The organism is Enterococcus sp. FDAARGOS_375, from assembly GCF_002393265.1.
GTDB classification, from domain to species: Bacteria; Bacillota; Bacilli; order Lactobacillales; family Enterococcaceae; genus Enterococcus_D; species Enterococcus_D innesii.
This window is the reverse complement of sequence record NZ_CP023515.1, coordinates 3,308,716-3,327,815: the sequence shown is the minus strand read 5'-3', so window position 1 is coordinate 3,327,815 and position 19,100 is coordinate 3,308,716. Positions and strand designations below refer to the sequence as shown.

Genomic DNA, 19,100 nt, shown 5'->3' with positions numbered 1-19,100 from the left:
ACAGATAAAAAAACATGTGTATCTTATCTTCAAGCAATTTGATTGCATTTTTTCGAAAGAAAAGCGAGAATGTCCATAGAAATCTAATGAGAACGAGGGGCTTATAATGAAATTTTATCGTATGCTTAGTGAAGATATCCGTTACAATTTGGCAACTGAAGAGTACTTGATGGATAACATAGATGTTTCAGAACCTTGTCTTCTGTTATACATACAAAAACCTTGTGTTATAATCGGTAGAAATCAAAATGCGTATCAAGAGATCGATTTTGAGTATTTGCGAAGCCGTAATATCGTTTTGACTCGCAGGACATCTGGTGGTGGAGCGGTTTATGACGATCTAGGCAACATGAGTTTTAGTTTTGTCACTAAAAAAGATGCCACAAGTTTTGGCGATTATCAAAGTGCGACGCAACCTATCATGAAGGGGTTAGCGGCAATGGGAGCCAAGGATATTGAAGTACACGGTCGCAATGATTTGTTCATTGATGGGAAAAAGTTTTCTGGCAATGCGATGTATACAAAAAAAGGCCGGACTTATTCTCATGGCACATTGATGTATGATGTGAACCTGGAAGAATTGACGAACGTTCTACACGTTGCCCAAGAAAAAATTGCTTCTAAAGCAACGAAATCCGTGCGGAAAAGTGTGACGAATATCAAACCTTATTTGGCAGAGCAATACCAATCAATGGATACCAAGGAATTTCGAGATACACTCCTTTGTCATATCTACGAAGTAGCCGCCATCGATGAAATCAGTGATCAAGAGATCGTCTTGACGGAAACCGATCGACAAGCGATTCAAACGTTGTTTGAAGAGCGGTATGCGAATAATGAGTGGATTTTCAATGAAGCCCCAGCATTTGAATGGCAAAAAAGAAAGCGGTTTGAACAAGTAGGGATCGTTGAAGTCGATTTTACTGTGAACAAAGGCAAGATCGCAGCACTCCAAATTACGGGTGACTTTTTTGGGCAAAAAGAGATCAGTGAACTGGAAGCAATGTTGCAAGGGGTTGATTTTGAACAAAGTACCATCAGCCGCTTGCTAGAGGGAATCGCCATCGAGCAATTTATCCATCAGATGACCACTTCTGAATTTTTAGCATTGCTGTTTGATTAGGAGGAAAAAGATGTTAGAAGCGATCAATCTCACAAAGCGTTACGATCGAAAGGTTCTCGATGGTTTGTCTTTTTCGGTTCAGGCAGGGGAAATCGTTGGGGTCGTCGGCAAAAGCGGCTCAGGAAAATCGACGTTGCTTCGGCTTTTAAACTTGATTGAAACCCCAGATAGCGGGGAATTACTTTTTGATGGCAAAAAAATCGATGCATCGAACAAAAAGCAGCTGCTACATGCGCAACAAGAAATCGGCATGATTTTTCAAAATTACAATCTGTTAAACAATCGAACCGTTTTTGAAAACGTCTATTTGCCTTTGAAATTAATGGGGAAATCATCGGAGAAGGTGTTGGAGATGCTTTCGTTTGTTGGGATGGAAGACAAAGCCCACATCTACCCAGCCAAGTTGAGCGGTGGGGAGAAACAACGAGTGGCTATTGCACGAGCATTGATCCGTGAGCCGAAAATTTTATTGTGTGACGAACCCACCAGTGCGCTGGATGAAGATACCAAAGCGGATGTACTTGCTTTGCTGCAAAAAGTTCAACAGACGTTCCAGCCAGCAGTCGTTTTTGTCAGTCATGAACTATCGGCCGTCCGACAAATTTGTCAACGTGTGTTTGTATTGGAAGATGCCGTCTTTGCGGCGGAATTTGCCAATCAGCCCCAGCCAATTGTCCGCATTGAAAGCTCTTATGTGAACAAAGTGGAGAGGAGTTTGCTGCATGACGATCAGTGAGAGTATTTTGTATTATCTGCCTGAATTGCTGGAATCTTTGAAAGAAACAGCGATCATGATGGGCATTTCGATGTTTGCAGCCTTTGTCTTAGGACTACCGCTAGGTGTCTGGCTTTTTCTCAGTCGCAGTCGTGGGAAAAAAATCTCATTTCTTTATGAGTGTCTGAATTTAATCGTGACGATCATTCGCTCGTTTCCATTTCTATTATTTGTCGTAGCCTTGATCCCGTTGACGCGGATGCTTTTAGGTAGCTCATTTGGACCGATCCCCGCCAGTTTTCCTTTGAGCATCGTTGCCATGAGTATTTTTGCTCGCTTGACGGAGCAAGTACTGCTGGATGTCCCAGAAGAAGTTTCTTATTTGGCAAAATCCTTGGGCGTCAGTCAATGGCAGTATGTTTGGTCATTTTTACTAGTAGAAGCCAGAAGTGGCTTGATTTTATCCTTGACGACGACAGCAGTCAGCATGGTTTCTTATTCGACGGTGATGGGGATCGTTGGCGGGGGCGGTATCGGCGATTTTGCGATCCGCTATGGCTATCAACGCTATGAATATGGCGTCATGTATTTTGCAATTATCATCATGATTCTTTTGGTCTTTATCCTGCAAGGGATTGGCAATCAAGCAGCAAGGAAACTTGATAAACGAAAATAGGAGGAATGAAAGTGAAAAAAGGATTTGTTTTAGGATTGAGTGTATTGGCATTAGGTGTATTGGGGGCTTGCGGTTCCAGCTCTGATGAGGCGAGCGAAGAGAAAATCATCAAAGTCGCTTCACAAACGACACCAATGACCGATGTCGTAAAAGTTGCTGCTGAAGCGGTCGAAGATGGTTGGGAGATCCAATTGGTTCAAGTCAATGACAATATCCAGTACAACGAGTTGCTGAATAATGACGAGGTCGATGCCAACTTTGCGCAACATGAACCATATATGCAAATGTATAATGAAGAAAAAGATGCAAACCTAGTGGCATTAGATAAAATCTACAACGCAAAAGTCGGCTTTTATTCCAAAGAGTATACGGATATCAATGATATTCCAGAGGGAACGAAAGTCGCATTGCCGAATGATGTGTCCAATGAAGGTCGAGCGTTAGCGATTTTAGCAGAAGAAGGGTTGATCACTCTCAAAGATGGCGTTGGGGTCAATGGAACACTTAAAGACGTTACAGAAAATCCGAAAAACTTTGAATGGTTATCTGTCGATCTACTGAATCTTGCGGAAGCCTATGATGAGCCAAATGTATCTTTGGTATACAATTACCCAACCTATATTGCGAAAATCGGTTTGAAACCAGCAGATGCCCTTTTCTTAGAAAAAACCATCGATGATCGCTTTGCTATCTCATTGGTTGCTCGAGAAGACAATCAAGATTCTGAAAAAATCGCTGTATTGCGCCGTGCCATGACTAGCGATAAAGTTCGTGAGTTTTTAGAAAACGAGCACAGTGATACGTTATTGCCAGCATTTTAATTTGTTTCCATCAAATGAAAGGAACGTCCTTTGCCTGACTCTTCAAAAGAGACCAGTCAAAGGGGGTTCTTGTCTTTTTTTGCTTTTTTATCACCCTTATCCATGATATACTGATTTGGTCAGAAAACTAGCGACAGTCTTAGATGGACACTGTTCGCATTGTAAATACAAGAAATGGAGCAATAAAATCAATGGATAATCCAAAATTAAAACAACAAGTCGATAGTCGCCGTACCTTTGCGATTATTTCCCACCCGGATGCGGGGAAAACAACCATTACAGAACAATTATTACTATTCGGTGGCGCGATTCGCCAAGCCGGTACGGTCAAAGGAAAAAAGACTGGCAATTTCGCAAAGTCCGACTGGATGGAAATTGAAAAACAACGGGGGATCTCCGTTACCAGTTCTGTTATGCAGTTTGATTACCAAGGCAAACGGGTCAATATTTTAGATACCCCTGGGCATGAGGACTTTTCTGAAGATACCTACCGTACCTTGATGGCGGTGGATAGTGCCGTCATGGTGATCGATAGCGCAAAAGGGATCGAAGCGCAAACGAAAAAACTCTTCCAGGTCGTTAAAAAACGCGGTATTCCGATTTTTACCTTTATCAATAAACTCGACCGTGATGGCCGCGAACCATTAGAATTATTAGAAGAACTAGAAGATCTTTTAGAGATCGAATCATTTCCAATGAATTGGCCGATCGGCATGGGGAAAGGATTAGAAGGGCTGTATGATATCCATAACCAGCGGGTCGAATTTTACCGTCCAGACAATCACGGTGGGGAACGTTTAGTTGCCCTAGATGAAAATGGACAATTTCCTGCAGACCATCCATTTGCCGAAGATGGGCTGTTCCAACAAGTTTTAGAAGAAGTGGAATTGCTGCAAGAAGCTGGCGATGCCTTTGACACAGAAAAAATCGCTCGTGGCGATCAAACACCCGTGTTCTTTGGTTCTGCCCTTACGAATTTCGGTGTACAGACCTTTTTGGAAACATTCTTGTCCTTTGCACCAGCACCTTATGGTCACAAAACTTTGGCCGGTGATGAAGTCAGTCCTTATGAACCAGAAATGTCCGGGTTTGTGTTCAAGATCCAAGCAAATATGAATCCTGCCCATCGTGATCGGATCGCCTTTGTCCGTATTTGTTCAGGAACCTTTGAACGAGGCATGGACGTGACACTAGAGCGTACCGGTAAAAAAATGAAACTCAGCAATGTGACACAATTTATGGCAGATACCCGAGAAAATATTGAAGAAGCAGTCGCTGGAGATATCATCGGGGTTTATGATACGGGAAATTATCAAATCGGTGATACGATTTATGAAGGAAAACTCAAAGTTGCTTACGAAGAGCTACCATCGTTTACTCCGGAACTCTTTATGAAAGTCACTGCAAAAAATGTGATGAAGCAAAAATCATTCCACAAAGGAATCTATCAGTTGGTCCAAGAAGGAGCCATCCAGTTGTACAAGACGTATCTTAGTGATGAGTATATCATTGGTGCTGTCGGGCAGCTGCAATTTGAAGTTTTCCAATACCGCATGATGAATGAGTACAATGCAGAAGTTATTATGACCCCAATGGGCCACAAGATCGCTCGCTGGATCGATCCGAAAGACTTAGATGAGCGCATGAGCTCAAGCCGTAATATTTTAGCGAAAGATCGTTTCGATCAACCATTGTTCTTATTTGAAAATCAATTTGCAATGCGTTGGTTCGCTGACAAGTACCCAGACGTCGAATTGAAGAGCTTGATGTAAGAGCCGTTTCCCGCTAGACTGTTTAGGTATACTCAGCTTTGTGGGTAGCGTGAATCTTTTTTAGGGTAAAAGGTCCTTTCTTATCAAATTGGATAAGAAGGGGCTTTTTTGTACTGCCAGGTTGCTTTTGATGCAGAATGAAATGTGGGATTAGTCGTGAATGATTCACTGATTGAAGAATTTTCTGAAAAAATTATCCTAATTCATAAACATTCTTTTAAAAGAAGATAAAAATGAGTTGGGAAAAGAGCGTAGTATTAAAGATGACAGCAAGGAATTGCATTTGAAATGAATAGAAAAATAGCATAGGCAACATTTGATGATTCAGGAAATTTTCTTCTTGTTTGAAAGTAGAGGAAAAGCAGAGAAGAGATTGCCAGTGTTAGTGGGCATTTAATTCGTTGATTGAGGGACATCTTCTTTTTGTCAGATGCTACTAGTGAAGATATCTGAGCAGGATTTGGTTATAGACCTTGAAACTTCATTTGAAGCACTCCTAACAGATGGCTTAAGTTTTCAGTTGGTGAACCATGGCTTTGTGACTTCAAAATGGATTAGTCTCATTGCTAGTTTACTAGTTATCTATGTCTCGATTTTGCTAAAGCGAATAATTATTTGTTAAATAAAAGTGATTTCTGAAAGAAGAAAGGGGACCAGGTAGTGCTAAAAAGTTTGTTATTCATTTTTTCCGTGATGATTTTATTTCCAACATTAGAGGCTATGGCTGATGACGTTTCCGAAACTTTGATTTTTGATTTAAACACGATTGACTTTAAGGATGAACACTATTATTTGTTAAGAACCACACAAGATCTTCAGCTGACTGTCGATAGCAACGGCAGTGAAGGTGCTTTTGGCGTTACAATCACTGCTGTTGGAGAAGCATTTTCAGCAGAACTAAACAGCGTGAACGGTTCGGAAGAGATGATCATTCAGATTGAGGATGCTGATGAAGCATCAATGATTCTTAACGTAGCTGCAACATTGAACATAAAGGAATATCTTGATTCCAACTCTGAGTACTACCTATCAGTCACTTTTACAGCAATTGATGATTCAGAGACCTTTACGAAAGAGATAAAAATGAATCAGACGGATGAGGAAAAAGAAGAGATACCGGATGAAAACCAAGACGATGAAAAGCAAGAAGACAATGGCATCGAAGATGAATCCGAGAGCCAAAAGGAAGAAGCAGAATCTAATTACGACGAGCAAGCAAACTTGGAAGAAGACACCCTTGATAATGACTCTACCAATTTAGAAGATTTGATCAGCGATGTCGAGGATGAGGTTAGTGCTGAGTTTTTTTTAGGGGAGAAAAGCCAGTACGAGACAGCAACCTTTTTTTCAAAAGAAATGATCATTGAAGAGAAAATATTTAGGCATATATCAGGAAAAACCACTTATTTGATATGAGTGGTTTTTCTTGTCCCACTTCGGCGAGGAGATACGCAACATTACTTTAAAAAGGAAACTATCAATAATTGATGAGCAGTGGAATAAGCAGAAACAGCACAAAAGAGAGGAACTAGCCCTCTCTTTTTCTTTTTGAATTCACTATATATATGACTGCCACTGTAAGTGCTGCTAAGAGAATTAGGATGATCCAGATAAACAATTGATTGTCTGACTGAATAGTGACAGTATTTGTGGGAATGCTTTCTTTTTTGAAGTCATCCAGGTCTTCTTTCTCATAAGAAAAAAGAGTGGTGATTGCTTTTCTACTTGTTTCTATTGTCAACCGGTATTCGCCTTCAATAAGTTCACTATTGTCTATTAAAGGAATCTGCATTCTTGATTTGGTTAACGGCGTTAAAAGAACGGAATCTGCTAACTCCCCAGAGGCAATTGTTTCTCCATTTGGGTTTATTAGTTCGTAGAGCGCATTGTTCAAGTTGCCTAAAATAGGATTATAGTTGAGGGCGTAAAATTGGAGGTTTACCGTATCTTGAAGCGCAACAAAGGAGAAATCCTCATAAACGACGTCTTTGAGCTCTTCCACTTCATTAAAAAGTAAGTTGATAAAAATAAGTGATTCATACACAGATTTGATACCGATTGAATCTTCTGCTGTTTCAAGACCCATGATCTGACTAAAATTGATTGCCCCCATCACGGTTCCTTCACGTGCATGCTCCTCTGGAAGAGTAATCGTAACGGTCACCAGAACGGATTCATTCGGGGGGATCTCAATTTGATTATCGTCATCTAATGCCTCTGACTCGATCGATGCATAATTGGAAAAGTTATACTTGTCATCTAGCAGTAAGTTTAGGTCATCGCTATAGATGATAGCTGATTCTCGTGAGAGAGCAGTAGAGGTGTAAGGTGTGACAACAATGGATGAATCACCGGATCCAACATTTTCTAGTGTAATTTCAACAATATACGCCGTCTCCATCTCAGGAGAAATACTCAAGGTATTATCAGAAGTTTTGTACTCCGTTTCACTAAGTGTAAGTTTTAATGAATTCGCAGTTTCATCGGCATTTACGCGACAGATGCTTGCATTGCTAATGAATGCTATAAAGAGAAGCAACACAGAAATCCTTAGAAAAGAATTTCTGTGTTTGAATGTATGATTCATGATTTTTTTCCTTTTGAAAATTATAGTGATGGAGTTTGACCAGGATCGGTACCATCTTGTGCAGTTACAGTGATCACAGGAGCGTCTGCATCTTCTGCTAATGCAGCAAAAGCTTGTGCAAATGTTTGGTCGATTGTAAATGTTATGTCTGTTCCTAGGGATTCAATATCAACAGGGGCAGCAGTCAAAGTGTTAAGATTAGTGGCGTCGACAACGATTCCATCAAAGTCATCAGGCGCGTTAACAGCAAAATTAACGATTGCTGTAGAAGCAGTTAAATTGGTCAAAGTACCACCTACATTTGAAATAGTCCCTTCAACAGGTCCTTCAAATATACTTTCACTAATAACTGGTGCTGTCAAAGAGATATCATTAAACACGAAAGATGCATCTCCATATTCGAGTTCAATCGGAATCGTTATCGGGTCAGGGACATCTGTCACAGCATACGCGTTGACTCCTCCGGCTAACAACAAAGATGCAATGAGAGTACTGCCTAGAACAATTTTTTTCATATTCAAAACCTCACTTTAATTATTGCAGTTGTTGCACTGCTTAAATGAATTATAATATGCAATTTAGGGTAGCGATTATCCGATTTAGTGCAAATTTTTTTGAAAATATATAAAATATATACGGTGGAATATTTTATTGTGGTTAAAATTTGTCATTGCGATTATCATTTGTTCATTTGAAGCTGGCAGCAACGATCTGCAAACTACTGCGTCGGTTTTTGTTTATAAAATGAAAACGATAGAGACTTGATAAATAAGTCTCTGTCGTTTTATAGAAAAGATTCGGATGATTCGATTGTGTACAAAAATTGGCGATCTTTTTTGCTTATAGTGATACACAAGAAAAGTTTTCACTTTCCCCTGAAAGTCTGGCTGTAACAGTAATTATTGGTGGCTCTGTTAAGAAAGCAGTCTCACGGCTAACGGAATAAGTGGAGTTGATCGTGTTTTCTCCACGAGAAATAGCCTCGGCTTTGATCGTCACTGTTGGGTTATCAGTGATTTGGATGCCACTTTGTTCAGGGGCTTTGACTTCAACGATCACCTCAATGGGTGAGCGAGTGTAATTAAATAGTGCGACGCCCACATTTGAAATTCCTCCTCGCGCAGAAAGGGGGCTGTTTTCGAAAAAGGCATCTCCGATAGTAAATCTTCCCCCATTCGTTAAACGCATTTCGTTGTGAAAAGCGAAAGCAGAATTTCCATCTAAGATGGTAACTTTGAGGGGTTCGCTATTAGGATTGCTGACGCTTAAGGCGGTTGCATTGACTCCTCCCGTTAGTAAGATTGTGGCTCCGAGAGTGATACTTAAGAAAGTTTTTTTCATTTTTAAACCTCGTTCTAGATTTTCAGATGTTTTTCTGAATATAAAAAGTATAAAGGGAAATTATCGTGAATATTATCTATATTTTTGCAAATTATCAATAAATAGTGTAGAAAATTGATAAAAAGTAGGGTTGTTTGTTTTTGCTGGGGATTTTTGAAGGAGGGATAGGTTGTTTTTCCTATGGAAGTCCCTGTATAACTAAAACGAAGGAGTAAAGCAAAAATAGCCTATTAAACGAACAACAAATGAAACCATTGCTTCAAACTGGTGGCATCCAGGGCATCTCTCCATTTTGTGATGCATGATCTATTGGTAAAAAAGCACTTTTCCGATGCTATTCGGAGTAATTGCTGTGATTTGTCGGCATTGGCGCTTCTCTAGGAAGATCATAGGAGGTTTTCTTTATCTAAGTCGGTTTCGTTCATAAGTAGAGTATTATGCCCAGCGTAAACGTCAGCCACTAATTTGTGGAGGTTTTTCAGGTAGGGTAGGTGAAGTGCAGAAGTCAACAAATGACTTGACTTCAACCCTTTGATTTAGTCTCTTAAAAATCCAAGATTCACTGAAATACAGAACAAGTTTTCTGAGGGCTTTATTTAAGTGATCGCTTTTATTCTCTACAATTGTCCTTAAGATTGCTTTTGCCTGCATTCTCAGGAATCTTTTTAAGTAATACAAAAATTGACATAGAATAAAGATATCGGTGAATATTGTCAAAAATATTGGAATAAATTATAGAATGTGCGTTTTTATCTGTTAATCGTGGGGATTTCTTGGTAGAATGACCTCGTAGAGCATTTCACTTTCTCTGTTGTTTTCTTGTGTCAGGTTAAGGTTTTATTTGAGAAAGATCGGCTTTTTTATTTTATATCAATTGGGGCTGAGAAATCATTTATGATTGAACAGTCCCAAAAAGTATAGGTAGAATTATGTTTATTGTGATGACGGTTGAAGGAGTGCTAGCGATATGAAATTCTTACAAAGAAAAGAGGGATTTCAGCGGAATCATTTTTAGGAATGACCAGCAGGGGCATGGTGAAGAAAGCTAACAGAGTTAGGGTTTCTGATGTAATCGAATGTTCAATAGAACCCATTGTTTGAAAGTGTAATTCATGAGAACTGTCAATTCAAAACAGGATGCCTCCTATTTTATCAGGATGGATCGTGAAGGGAATTAGCAAACTCTTAGGGTAGCCTTTGACTTTCAGGACAGAGCTTCGTTTAAAAAATTCAACACTCATTTTTTTCTGTAACTGGCAAATTCTTCTTATTATAATAAATGATTATTTTTTTTTTAGTTTTTTTCATCAAAAGACGATAAAATTAAAAAAGAAGATGCTATATGCTTATTAAAGAGGATTAAAGTTCTTTTTAGGAGTGTGAAAATATGCTGCAGTCTAAAGAAAAAAATATTGAACAGCAAAAGGCTTTGATGATAAGCGTTCGTTTTTTCAGTAATAAAGTAAATTCGATTTTAGAGCGAAATCTTATTGTTGATCAAAAAGCAGATATCGCTGAAACGCTAGCGTATTTGGAAGATTCTTTAGGGGAGATCAACATCCTTACCCACACGATCCAGCATGTGTTTTGTATCGCGGAACATGCACGCTTAGATCAAGCCGGTTGTCACCATCGACTAGAGCATTTTTGGGGAGATGTTATTTGTTATGTGATCGAATGTGTAGACAAATCGGGCAACTATTATGACTTTAAGGTAGTAGGAAATGTTGATGCGGGGGATAAAAAGTTGATTGACGCATTTAGTGAATTGACGGATGACTTGGTCATTTTGAATATCTATGAATACAAAGATTGCTGGATAAAACGAGAACGCAGTACTCTAAAAGGAACTTGATCCTTCTTTCTAGAAGCTCATCTTTTTCTATCGGAAATTATGTTTGAATATTCTGACATTTTACCACGCTTTTTTACGCCTTAGTAAAAGGGAGTTGCTTTAGTTTGTCTTCGGCAAGTGGATAGAACGACAAAGCTAGCAATCAATTTCTCGAGACATTAATAGCAGGCTTTCTCAATCCCTCAGGAGAGCCATTGGCCAATCGAATTGGCTAGAGGCTACAAATCCATTACTCCTGCAGAAGCCAGCTTACTTTTTTTTACAATGGACGAAAGAACTTTGATTCCATGAACAAAGTGAACCATCAATGTGACTGCTGATTTTCCCCTTCTTATGACTAACACTCCTAACCAGTAGAAAGGATCTTAGTGTGCAAGTTTAGTTTTCCTATAAATGATGCGCTGCGGGATTAAGCGTTTTTTTGTGAATCAGTATGTAGCAGAAAGTGTAGAAAGGCTTTTTTTTTCTTCACATATTTGCGGAGTTTGAAGAACAAGCTTCGCATTTAGATTCATTATTGATGCCAAAAGCAGATCGATCAAGTCAGAGCTACAATACCAAAATGGGTATCATAACAGTGAATACTACACTCAGACAGAATACTTTTCAGATTAAGAGAAAAATCTTAGAATGAGTTAAAGTTGAAGAAATTATTAAAAATGACCGTTTTGTGAATGATTTGGCAGTTACTTAAAGTTTTTTTAATACAATTGGAAGCTGGGATATTTTTTATTAAGGCGGTTGAAAAATTGGATTATATAGAAAAATTGTATAGGTTTTACTTAACTAAGAAACAAGTTGATAAACTAACAATTGTAAGAAATCTCGTTGTTGAAAAACAACTTTCTTTAGATGCGATTGGAGAATCCCTCAGTAAGTCACTTTATCAGGTGAAAATCCTCTTAACTGAGATCGATGATGATCTAGCCGGTATTTCAACGCTGGAGGACTCCTTTTTTTTTCTTGAAAAAAGAACACTTCATCTGTCTGATGATTTAAATCAAGAACAAAGTCTGTATATTTTTGTAAACCCCAAAAAAAAGTATTTTTTGGAATCTCCCTATTACAAACTCCTCATCTATTTATTAAGAAAACGAAAAACACGAATGGTGGATATTTCAGAAGAGCTGATTTTTAGTGTTTCATATTGTTATAAACTACTTAGTTATTTAAAAAAAATGTTCGCGGTCCAAAATGTACCGATAAAAATCAGTAATAGCAGTGATTCGATTCAATTAACTGGGGAAGAATCATGTATTCGCATGTATCATTATCTCGTCGAAGTCATGGCCTGTAATGTTTATACAGAACATCCCATCCGTTCTAGTGTGGAGTGGATCGCCAAAGATTATGAGACGTTGCGTACGACAAAGGTCAAGCATGCGATCGTTTTTTCTATTATTGAAAATGCCATTCTCCGAGGGAATATTGTTCCTGGAGTTGATGCGTCAACATTAGCGCTTTATCATTGTTTAAAGAAAGAAAATGATCAACAGCTGGCAAATCTTTTTCCTATTCGCAATCAATCTGATGTGGAAAAAGAACTTGTCTACTATTATTTTTGGCGGGTGCTTTTCATCCCAGAAACAGTGAGAGAGTCTGAAAAAAAGGTGATCGGGGAAAAATTCCTCATGCTTGAAAACAATGATTATGTGGATTTTGCTTCTCAGATTCTTGAACAACTTTCAAAGAAATATGCTCTAACAAAGCAGGCTTCATCAGTTTTTATCTATGAAGTAGTGATCAATACTTGGGGCTATATCCATCTGTATCTAGATAATTTTTTGTCAATCGGGGAGATTGATTATACAAATGATCGACTGGTTGAAGTGGAGGTTATCATAGATCGGGTCCTTAATAATCATCGGGGATGGATCGAGAGAGAGCCGCTTTTTATTCGTAAGCTTTCCCAAATCGTTACTTCCTACCTACCTATCCAAAAAGAAGATCAAATAAATATTGGTATCTCTCTTTTGAATCATCCGGAATATATCCCTGTTATCAAAAATACGCTATTGAAAATCTATAATGAGAAAGTTATCAAATTTAATGCCAATCTAGCTGACTCTGATATTTTGGTTTCAGATGGTGTGCTGATCCATAATGCATCACAAAAATTTGCATTTTTTGGCAATGTTCATAATACAAGAGATTGGGATAATTTGAATGCCATGATCCAATCAGCGATCTTGGCGAAATATACATAAAGCAGAGCGCAGCTGGCGCTCTCTTTTTTTGAGTCGTTTCAAAATTTGTTTTGGGTTGCTGGCAGATGAGTGCTAAAAAACGAAATGGAAATTAGCCTCAGGTGCTTTTCTCGTTTGAGAAAGAACCGCTTACTTTGAGTTGCTTGAGACCGCATTAAAAAAAATTGCTAAATAATGTGCAAATTTTTGACAAAAAAAGATAAATAAAATAGTCGGAATTGCGGTATTTTAACTATAGCAATTTTATTTGTAATAAATAAACCTGAAGGTGATTTGAAGATGATGGAAATAATAGAAAATATACGCTTAAGTGAAAGAATGTATTCCATACGTTTTGCTAACGAAAGATACGATCATTTCTATCGAAATTGCGTGTTTCCGATAAACTTTGGCCTAGATCAAGTAGAAAAATATATCGTTGATTCATTGAATATCCTGAAAGACACGTTGAAAATCGTTGATTCCACTAACGTTTTGATAATGGATGGGGTTAAACATGCCTCTGAAGAGGTAGCTTTCACATTTATTGATGCCCATTGGACAGATGCAGAACAATACATAGTCGAGTTGAAGGACACAAACAAGGTAGAATATATCACTTTGATTACAAATGTTGAAACAGAGTTGGCGGCAATAAAGCAATTTGTGAAGACTGAATTTCCAAATACTGAATTTACGATCGATTACTATGATGAGGCTTGGGTGGTGAAACCATAAAAGTGAAAGTTCCTTTGGCTATATAGAAGAATAGCTCTGACTTAAAACAAATAAACTGTTGCGTCATTTTGCATCATTGAGGAAATCAATTCTCCCTAGACTGTAAATATCGGTGTTTTGAGGAGAATTGAGGGTTTTCCATTTGTGCTATGATTTAAGCGGAGAAGGATTCACAAGACCAAAATCAATAACTATTTTTTGACTGGATGAATGACTGTTGAAGGAATTATTGACGATAATTGACTGAAGAGAACATGCGTAAGGGAATATGATGAACAAAAGATCTCCCTCTCTTTACGATCAGTTTTTTTACCTTTGTCGAGTAGAGACCACCTTTCTAAGCGGAGGGATACCGCAAGAAAGGGAAGAATGTCATTTGTTTGGTAATAGTGAATCGTGTCTTGCCTTAAAACAGTAGGTATTTTTACTCAAGGAGAACTAGAATGATGAAACGGATTAAAGCAAGCTGTCTTTTAATGGTTTCGTGTTTTTCTTTATTGTATACGGAACGAATTTTTGCTGCAGAAGCGAGTTTTTCACTAACGGTGGAAGAACCAATCATTTTTGATTTTCAGGAGATTGATTTTAGCAATGAATTACTGAGTTATGAAGGTAGTCTAAAAGTTGAAAGTTCTGCCAGTGATGTGACAACGGCTTATCACTTGGAGATCTCTTCAAATGGCAGTGGTTTGAGCGCTGCTTTTGAAAATGCGGCAGAACTGGTGGCAACAGAAACGATGGATGACCACCATTTTTATGTTACATTAGATCCTAAAAAATTTCTGACGGCAGATCAAGGTAACTATAAAGTAATTTTTACTATCACGGAAATCTCTTCTGCAGCGACGAATCAAAATTTGTCGTCTTCACTTTTGCCGTCAAGTAACAACCAAGAAGACCATGCATCCATCGTCGAGAGTGATGAGAGTGTAGGGGAATCAGCTACGACAAGTACCTCTTCAACAGAGGCAACCTTTTCCACAGAGAGTCTCTTGCAGAGTAATGCAAGTTCTTCTCTAGTGGAAGAAATGGAAACGACTGATACTTCCTTCATGCCGGAATAAACAAATAGTGGCTTGGCTTTTCCTTGTTTGCTAGAGAGAGTGGGTCAAAGTAATAAGCGTTACGACCGTTATCTGAAAAAATTTCACTTTTCATGTCTATTTATTTTCGTTAACTGCCACCAGTTTTGATGGAGGAAAATGAAAATTTCGCGAGATAAGATTAAAAAAACCTTTATTCTTTTGGTGAAAAAAATTGCAAAAAGAAGAGAAGTTTGCCAAAAAAAATAGTGTATAGTTTTTTTGTAAGCTCGATTCTTACAAAAAAATATATAAGGAGGAATGAAATCAATGAAAAAGGTTATCTTAGCAACAGCGTTCTTATTTGCTCTCTCTATTGGTGTGTCCGTACCTGTAGCAGCAGAGGAAGTTGCTGTAACTGTTAACGAAGGAACAGCAACATTTACGTTAGAAACACCTGCTGAAACAAAAACGGTTGACTTTGCAGAGATTAGTTTTACGGATGCAAAAGCAGATCCGCTATCAGGTACTTTCTCACTATCGGGAACATTAGCGAATAAATCCTTCGGTGCAAAAAAAGTGGTGATCACAGCACAAGTGCCGGGAGAAACAATTGCACCTGGTCTAACCGTTGCTACAAGTGAAGTATTCAGTGTGGAAGCAGAGCAAGGATACGAAGCAACTCAAACAGGTACTTTTGACTATACGATCGATCCAGCAACATTTGACAGTACCAAAGAAGCAGATTATCTAATCACTTTGACTGCATCAGAAGCTACGGACGTTACACCTTAATTTCATGTCTAGTTCTAATTGCGAGAAGAAATACGGTTTTTTTAAGGTGGTCTTTTTTTGCCTGTTCTTAGGAATGTTCTTTTACACTGAAAGTGTAGCAGCGGAAGAACAGATCAGCTCTTCATTTGATGTTTCGATCCAAGCTGATGATGAGACAAGTCAGATAAAGGATATTCAATTTGCACCTCAATTGAATCAGGAATATCGCTATACGGCAACTGTTACCAATCTTGAAAACTATGCCATTGAAGTCTCGATTTTTCCAAGTATCGCTGTTTCCACGAGGAATTCGATGACTTATGTAGCGGAAACAGAAAATTTACTGAACCAAGATTATGATTTAAAAAATTATGTAAAAATCCAACCGCAAGATGGGAATTTCGTTGATGGTTTTTTGCAATTAGATGCAAAGCAAAGTCGAGATGTTCAAATCATCATTAATGTAAATAAAAGGATTCATGGGGAAGTATTAGGTGGGATCAATTTTTCTCAGGTAATCGACATACAAGAAAATAAAGATTCTGTAGATATTCAGCAAGTCTATCAGAAAGTAATCGTCGTTCGCCTAAAACTGAATGAACTGGCTAAAGGAACAAAACAGACTATCGGGGATTTTGAATTTACGATTACTGGAGACACAACGACTCTTTCTTATTATCTATATAATAATGATCCGCTTGTGACCTATGCTGAGGGTGGCACCTATCGTGTGATCAATCCCAATCAGGAGATTATCGCTGAAGGGAAGATAGAGTCGGAACAGATTGTTCTTTCACCCTATATAAAAACGCTCTTTAATGTCCCATTGTTGGATGGGGCCGAATTGATGTCTGGGGAGTATCAATTTATACGATCAGATGGCAACGACGAAACGACAACGTATTTTCATTATACAAAGGAAGAGGTCGACCAGTTTATTGAGGAGGCTGCTGATTCTAGCAATACAATTACTGTTCAATCAAAAGCCAATCTTTGGTTGGTCATCGCCTTATCACTCGTTTCCGTCTTGCTTATTTTGACGCTTGTAAAATTGCTAAAAAAATAAGAGAAGTTTAGGGGAGATCGTTACCCCTAGACTTTTCTTGTTGCGTAAAATCTTTCTTAATCCTTTGACAGACCGTTGGGCGGCCGCTGATTTTGCTCTCCCACAGGACTGTCTCGAAAAAAGCTGTTTTTATTTTGTACTTGCTTATTTTCTATAGTTTTTTTCACTTTGATCAGGGGAAAGGTTCGGTGGTAAATCGTTAAAGGACTTTACAAATCGGTTGGCTTCATTGGTCCTTTGAGTAATTGATGATCCTTGCAGTAGTTTTTTATGAACGGCAGGATCATTTCTTTTTGCTTTTTATTATTAAAAAGAAGCAGATTTTAGCATAAAAGAGATATTCTTTTTTATTAATAACTAATGTTATATGTTTTCTTGTTAACTATGAGTTAACTAACATCACAGAAGTAACTATCGTTAAGAAGGAGATTACCATGGATTTATGGAAGTTGTTTCTAACGGAGCGGCAAGAACAAAAATTGAATTTATTAGAGGATATTATTTCAAGGACGGAAGCATCAATCGATGAATTAGCTTGTAAGCATTCACTTACGAACCGCAATGTGAAATCATTAATCATGCAGATAAACGAAGATTACATAGAAAACACAAGCACGACAGACGCACTGATCAGATTCGAAAATCGATTATTTCGGATATCCACGTTGAAAGCATCAGGAACTTATCCTTCGCTGTATTCAAATTTGAAAATAACGTATATTAAGCAAAGTGCCGTTTTCCAAGTCTTGATTTACTTTCTTAGGCATCGAAAAGTGGGGATGATCAAACTATCCACTCATTTTAATTATAGTCAGTCTTATTGTTATAAATTAGTCAATAGGGCAAACGATATCATACGATCTATGGGGATAGACTGTCAAATCAGTAAGCGAATGAATTATTTGATTGTGGAAGGAAGGGAGAGTCAAATCAGAATGCTTTCATATATCTTGAATAGCCATTCTACGACATTTGCAGAAGACAACAATTACCTTTATAGAAACGAAAAGAGTCCTACTAAGATTCAACGGGACAAACTTTCTAGAATAACTAGAATTTTTTTAGATGCGCATAAGATGGGCCACTATACCGATGTGATCTCAGATCAGGAGATGTCTATTGGTTTGTGCTTGTACGAAGAGCTTCATTTAAGCTTTTCCCAAACGTTTTATCCTTTAAATAAAAAAATAAATGATGCTGCTTTTCAATCAGAAAAATTTCTTTACTATCTCTTTGCTGTATATTTCTTTCCAGAATACTTAACTCCTGAGATTTGTGAGCGTTTAGGGGAAGGGTTAATGAGACTAACAAAAAATCCTATCGTGGATAGAGCGGTTGAAGCATTAGAAAAAATGGAAGAAAGTTATAGCATTCCTGATAATCTTCATCGCACGTTTGTCTTCCAGCTGGTCTATCGCTCTTTAATCACAGATAAACTAAGCTTAAGCTCTTTCTTTTATCTTGAAGACAAGAAATTATTGATGAATGATAAATTTTTAACCATAAAAGAGATGTTAAAATCTGTTTACAAAGAAAGTATATCAGAGCGAGACTTAGATATATTTAGTACCCAGTTAACTGAGCTGCTCTATTCTTATGTTGGACATGTCATGGCAAAACCCTTGCATGTAATGATCCATATTACGTACCATGCCAACTATGCTGTGTTAGTGAAAAATTATATAACAGGTGTATACAAACCAGAGACAGTTACCATGGTAGGAAATTTTGCAGATGCAGATCTTGTTATTTCTGATCGGTTCGTTGAGTCGAAAGAAAATCAGTATTTTTTCTTTCTTGAAGATATCCATAATATTGAGACATGGAAAAGATTAGGGGAGTTTATTAATAGCAAGATTATTGAAGGACGAATTCGATCAGATACGATAGAAAAAATCAGCTAGTATTAGCGGAAAGAGTACAGTTTTGATTAAAAGGCTAAGTAAATTCTTGGTTACATTCAAACAAAAAAGATATCTATAAAAGAAGGCTGCGACAGTCATCTTTTATAGATATTTTTTTAAGACGTAATTAGGCTAAACTAATGGGATGAGGATAAGGATTTTTTGATGGAGATTTCAACCACTTCAGGCATTTGGATCACAGAGATGGTTGAAGGATCATACGAGCCATCAGGTAATTTTTTTAGAAAGTAATTTTTGATTTCTTCTACTTCTGTCGGGCGAATATTTCGTTTTTTATTGATCAGCAGAATTTCATTGTGGTTCGGCGCTGAGGTAAAGATCACGGTCGTATCTCCGGCTGTGTAAACCTTTACAAGTTCTGCGTCGGTATTTTCAAGTTGATTCAGTACTAGTCGAGAATGGCTGTTCGTAACATTGATTAATTTCACCAGACTCACCTCACATTCTATGTATTTATTAATAACATTATAGGGCGTTTTTTTTCAAAAGAAAAGCCAGA

General features: G+C 37.9%; 17 protein-coding genes. 13 read left to right on the top strand and 4 right to left on the bottom strand.

All coding sequences use genetic code 11. The annotated features are described in order from the left end of the window. Positions 1-106 precede the first annotated feature (106 nt). The 6 genes from CO692_RS17225 (at position 107) to CO692_RS17200 (ending at position 6,523) form a co-directional block, all read left to right on the top strand. On the top strand, positions 107-1,123 hold the full coding sequence (locus CO692_RS17225; protein ID WP_096742821.1) for a lipoate--protein ligase: 1,017 nt from the start codon (positions 107-109) through the stop codon (positions 1,121-1,123). 10 nt (positions 1,124-1,133) lie between these two features. Beyond that, on the top strand, positions 1,134-1,859 hold the full coding sequence (locus tag CO692_RS17220; RefSeq protein WP_096742820.1) for a methionine ABC transporter ATP-binding protein: 726 nt from the start codon (positions 1,134-1,136) through the stop codon (positions 1,857-1,859). Further along, positions 1,846-2,514, top strand: coding sequence for a methionine ABC transporter permease (locus tag CO692_RS17215; RefSeq protein ID WP_096742819.1), 669 nt, complete (start codon positions 1,846-1,848; stop codon positions 2,512-2,514). The genes CO692_RS17220 and CO692_RS17215 overlap by 14 nt, the downstream gene beginning before the upstream one ends. A gap of 5 nt (positions 2,515-2,519) precedes the next feature. Continuing rightward, positions 2,520-3,335 (top strand): MetQ/NlpA family ABC transporter substrate-binding protein, encoded by an 816-nt coding sequence (locus tag CO692_RS17210; RefSeq protein WP_096742818.1) that lies wholly within the window; start codon positions 2,520-2,522, stop codon positions 3,333-3,335. 191 nt (positions 3,336-3,526) lie between these two features. Further along, complete coding sequence (locus CO692_RS17205) at positions 3,527-5,107, top strand: peptide chain release factor 3 (RefSeq protein ID WP_005225872.1); 1,581 nt, start codon at positions 3,527-3,529, stop codon at positions 5,105-5,107. 660 nt (positions 5,108-5,767) lie between these two features. Beyond that, on the top strand, positions 5,768-6,523 hold the full coding sequence (locus CO692_RS17200) for a hypothetical protein (RefSeq protein ID WP_096742817.1): 756 nt from the start codon (positions 5,768-5,770) through the stop codon (positions 6,521-6,523). Positions 6,524-6,635: 112 nt separating this feature from the next. Here the strand turns inward: CO692_RS17200 and CO692_RS17195 are convergent, their stop codons facing one another. The 3 genes from CO692_RS17195 to CO692_RS17185 form a co-directional block, all read right to left on the bottom strand. Beyond that, a complete protein-coding gene (locus tag CO692_RS17195; RefSeq protein ID WP_096742816.1) occupies positions 6,636-7,694 on the bottom strand; it encodes a WxL protein peptidoglycan domain-containing protein in 1,059 nt (352 codons plus the stop codon). A 20-nt stretch (positions 7,695-7,714) separates the two neighbouring features. Then, positions 7,715-8,209, bottom strand: a complete 495-nt coding sequence (locus tag CO692_RS17190) for a hypothetical protein (protein ID WP_096742815.1) — start codon at positions 8,207-8,209, stop codon at positions 7,715-7,717. Between the two features lie 325 nt (positions 8,210-8,534). Beyond that, positions 8,535-9,035, bottom strand: coding sequence for a hypothetical protein (locus CO692_RS17185; protein WP_096742814.1), 501 nt, complete (start codon positions 9,033-9,035; stop codon positions 8,535-8,537). 1,387 nt (positions 9,036-10,422) lie between these two features. Here CO692_RS17185 and CO692_RS17180 point away from each other — a divergent pair. From CO692_RS17180 to CO692_RS17150, 7 genes are all read left to right on the top strand, one after another. Next, positions 10,423-10,890 (top strand): hypothetical protein, encoded by a 468-nt coding sequence (locus CO692_RS17180; RefSeq protein WP_096742813.1) that lies wholly within the window; start codon positions 10,423-10,425, stop codon positions 10,888-10,890. A gap of 674 nt (positions 10,891-11,564) precedes the next feature. Further along, on the top strand, positions 11,565-13,097 hold the full coding sequence (locus CO692_RS17175; protein ID WP_226818204.1) for a helix-turn-helix domain-containing protein: 1,533 nt from the start codon (positions 11,565-11,567) through the stop codon (positions 13,095-13,097). A gap of 279 nt (positions 13,098-13,376) precedes the next feature. Next, positions 13,377-13,814 carry a hypothetical protein gene (locus CO692_RS17170; protein ID WP_096742812.1) on the top strand — a complete coding sequence of 146 codons (438 nt, stop codon included), beginning with the start codon at positions 13,377-13,379 and terminating at the stop codon, positions 13,812-13,814. A gap of 443 nt (positions 13,815-14,257) precedes the next feature. Further along, the gene (locus CO692_RS17165; protein ID WP_096742811.1) at positions 14,258-14,878 is read left to right on the top strand and encodes a hypothetical protein; all 621 of its coding nucleotides are present in this window, start codon (positions 14,258-14,260) and stop codon (positions 14,876-14,878) included. Positions 14,879-15,166: 288 nt separating this feature from the next. Continuing rightward, the gene (locus CO692_RS18000; protein ID WP_226818202.1) at positions 15,167-15,631 is read left to right on the top strand and encodes a hypothetical protein; all 465 of its coding nucleotides are present in this window, start codon (positions 15,167-15,169) and stop codon (positions 15,629-15,631) included. A 46-nt stretch (positions 15,632-15,677) separates the two neighbouring features. Further along, positions 15,678-16,676 (top strand): DUF916 domain-containing protein, encoded by a 999-nt coding sequence (locus CO692_RS17155; protein WP_123906417.1) that lies wholly within the window; start codon positions 15,678-15,680, stop codon positions 16,674-16,676. A 434-nt stretch (positions 16,677-17,110) separates the two neighbouring features. Next, positions 17,111-18,580, top strand: coding sequence for a helix-turn-helix domain-containing protein (locus CO692_RS17150; protein WP_096742809.1), 1,470 nt, complete (start codon positions 17,111-17,113; stop codon positions 18,578-18,580). A gap of 137 nt (positions 18,581-18,717) precedes the next feature. Here CO692_RS17150 and CO692_RS17145 read toward each other — a convergent pair whose 3' ends face one another. Further along, positions 18,718-19,029 carry a DUF1827 family protein gene (locus CO692_RS17145; protein WP_077454383.1) on the bottom strand — a complete coding sequence of 104 codons (312 nt, stop codon included), beginning with the start codon at positions 19,027-19,029 and terminating at the stop codon, positions 18,718-18,720. Between the last annotated feature and the right edge of the window lie 71 nt (positions 19,030-19,100).

Excerpts from the sequence above, each read along its gene's own strand:
- CO692_RS17225 (WP_096742821.1), top strand. The coding sequence starts at position 107 with ATGAAATTTTATCGTATGCTTAGTGAAGATATCCGTTACAATTTGGCA.
- CO692_RS17220 (WP_096742820.1), top strand. The coding sequence starts at position 1,134 with ATGTTAGAAGCGATCAATCTCACAAAGCGTTACGATCGAAAGGTTCTC.
- CO692_RS17215 (WP_096742819.1), top strand. The coding sequence starts at position 1,846 with ATGACGATCAGTGAGAGTATTTTGTATTATCTGCCTGAATTGCTGGAA.
- CO692_RS17210 (WP_096742818.1), top strand. The coding sequence starts at position 2,520 with ATGAAAGTGAAAAAAGGATTTGTTTTAGGATTGAGTGTATTGGCATTA.
- CO692_RS17205 (WP_005225872.1), top strand. The coding sequence starts at position 3,527 with ATGGATAATCCAAAATTAAAACAACAAGTCGATAGTCGCCGTACCTTT.
- CO692_RS17195 (WP_096742816.1), bottom strand. The coding sequence starts at position 7,694 with ATGAATCATACATTCAAACACAGAAATTCTTTTCTAAGGATTTCTGTG.
- CO692_RS17190 (WP_096742815.1), bottom strand. The coding sequence starts at position 8,209 with ATGAAAAAAATTGTTCTAGGCAGTACTCTCATTGCATCTTTGTTGTTA.
- CO692_RS17185 (WP_096742814.1), bottom strand. The coding sequence starts at position 9,035 with ATGAAAAAAACTTTCTTAAGTATCACTCTCGGAGCCACAATCTTACTA.
- CO692_RS17180 (WP_096742813.1), top strand. The coding sequence starts at position 10,423 with ATGCTGCAGTCTAAAGAAAAAAATATTGAACAGCAAAAGGCTTTGATG.
- CO692_RS17175 (WP_226818204.1), top strand. The coding sequence starts at position 11,565 with ATGATTTGGCAGTTACTTAAAGTTTTTTTAATACAATTGGAAGCTGGG.
- CO692_RS17170 (WP_096742812.1), top strand. The coding sequence starts at position 13,377 with ATGATGGAAATAATAGAAAATATACGCTTAAGTGAAAGAATGTATTCC.
- CO692_RS17165 (WP_096742811.1), top strand. The coding sequence starts at position 14,258 with ATGATGAAACGGATTAAAGCAAGCTGTCTTTTAATGGTTTCGTGTTTT.
- CO692_RS18000 (WP_226818202.1), top strand. The coding sequence starts at position 15,167 with ATGAAAAAGGTTATCTTAGCAACAGCGTTCTTATTTGCTCTCTCTATT.
- CO692_RS17150 (WP_096742809.1), top strand. The coding sequence starts at position 17,111 with ATGGATTTATGGAAGTTGTTTCTAACGGAGCGGCAAGAACAAAAATTG.